Origin of the sequence: Priestia sp. SIMBA_032, assembly GCF_046535215.1 — a bacterium.
Taxonomy (GTDB): Bacteria; Bacillota; Bacilli; order Bacillales; family Bacillaceae_H; genus Priestia; species Priestia aryabhattai.
The window spans coordinates 1-233 of record NZ_JAWRXD010001639.1; the positions used below are offsets into that span (position 1 = coordinate 1).

Here is a 233-nt window from a genome sequence, read left to right on the forward strand (position 1 = left end):
GCCGAAAGCGGCGGGCCGGCGGCGCTGGCCGGGGTCATGATGCATCCGCTCGACGCGCCGCGCGGCATGATGACGGTGGCGCAGGTGGAGGACGCGATCCGCCCGCGCTCCGCCCACGCGCCGCGCAGCCGGCTCATGGTCGCGGAGCAGACGGTCAATCTCGCCGGCGGCGCGGTCTGGCCCGCGGAGGCGTTGCGGGCGGTCGCCGAGACGGCGCGGAAGGCGGGCCTGGC

1 protein-coding gene is annotated in these 233 nt (G+C 78.1%); it reads left to right on the forward strand.

Translation table 11 applies throughout. The features are described from left to right. The coding region (locus SB717_RS39830; RefSeq protein WP_410908879.1) for a beta-eliminating lyase-related protein at positions 1–233 on the forward strand (233 nt) is incomplete at both ends.